We start from the raw sequence: 1,295 nt of genomic DNA on the forward strand, positions 1-1,295 counted from the left end.
CCCACCGCGATGATGCCGATAAAGGCCGCACGGGTGAAAATGTTCGAAAGGTTGCCACCGCTCAGGAACGCGTCATTAATACCCGTGCCCAGAACAAACAGGCCAACGAGGGCCAAAAACGGACCCAAGGCTTTGAAATCGATATTGAAACCACTCGAAGTCGAAGCTTCAGAGCGCTCAAGGCTACTCATGAACAGACACTCCCTGCTTGCCTGAAATTCCTGTCGCGTGCCGCATGATTTCATGCTCGTTGCGGTCGTTTCCTTCGAGAATGCCGGTAATACGCCCCGCCGCCATGACCGCGATGCGATCAGACAGGCCAAGCATTTCCGGCATTTCAGACGACAGGAGAATGACGGATTTACCGCGTTTGGTAAGATCGCCGATGAAATGATAAATCTGGCTTTTGGTGCCGATATCGATGCCGCGCGTCGGCTCGTCGATGATCACGACTTCCGGGTCGGTTTCCATGACTTTCGCCAGCAGAAGCTTCTGCTGATTACCGCCGGAAAAATCACCGACCTTGGCTTTTGGATCGGCCGCGCGAATGTCAAAGGCCTCGATCGCGTTGGCAAGTGCGGCTTCTTCGGCCTTGCGATTAAGGATCACGGTCCCGAATTTTTCAAGTGCCAGCAAAGTCAGGTTGGGCCGCATATCCATATTCAGCAACAACCCGCTGCCCTTGCGATCCTTGGTCAGATAGGCAATGCCGCATTTCTTAGCATCTTGCAGGCTGTGGATCGAAACCGGCTCGCCATTGCGTTCAATCTCACCCGAAGACCTGTCACGCAGGCCAATGATCGCCTCCATCAAGGCTGTCCGCCCGGCCCCGACGATCCCGGCAAAGCCCAGAACTTCCCCGCGACGCAAATCAAAGCTGGCGTCACGCACTTGGCCCTCAACCGATACATTGCGGACAGACATGGCAACATCATGGGCCTCAACCGGCGCGCGGTCGGGGAACATCTGTTTGATATCCCGCCCGACCATCAGGCGCGCCATGTCGTCTTTTTCAACATCAGTCACCGGTTCGGTCGTGATCAGGCGCCCGTCGCGCAAAACCGTCACCCGGTCGGCAATCGCCTTGATCTCGTCAAGCTTGTGGGAAATGTAAAGGATGGCGACACCCTGTTCGCGCAGGCGTCGGATCTGATCAAACAGGATATCAACCTCGCGCCCGGTCAAGACCGCGGTCGGTTCATCAAGGATCAGGATATCGGCATTTTTCGAAAGCGCCTTGGCAATTTCGACCATCTGACGGTCCGAAACCGCAAGATCCTTGATGCGCGTGCGCG

1 protein-coding gene and 1 pseudogene are annotated in these 1,295 nt (G+C 56.0%); both read right to left on the bottom strand.

Translation table 11 applies throughout. From position 1 onward, the window contains the following. Positions 1–191 (bottom strand): annotated as a pseudogene (locus B3Z49_RS00025) (ABC transporter permease); the annotation flags it as partial. Then, a partial coding sequence (locus tag B3Z49_RS00030) for a sugar ABC transporter ATP-binding protein (RefSeq protein ID WP_296987103.1) occupies positions 184–1,295 on the bottom strand: 1,112 nt, incomplete at its 5' end. The gene B3Z49_RS00030 and the pseudogene B3Z49_RS00025, both read right to left, overlap by 8 nt.

It is taken from the genome of Thalassospira sp. UBA1131, from assembly GCF_002311515.1.
Taxonomy (GTDB): domain Bacteria; phylum Pseudomonadota; class Alphaproteobacteria; order Rhodospirillales; family Thalassospiraceae; genus Thalassospira.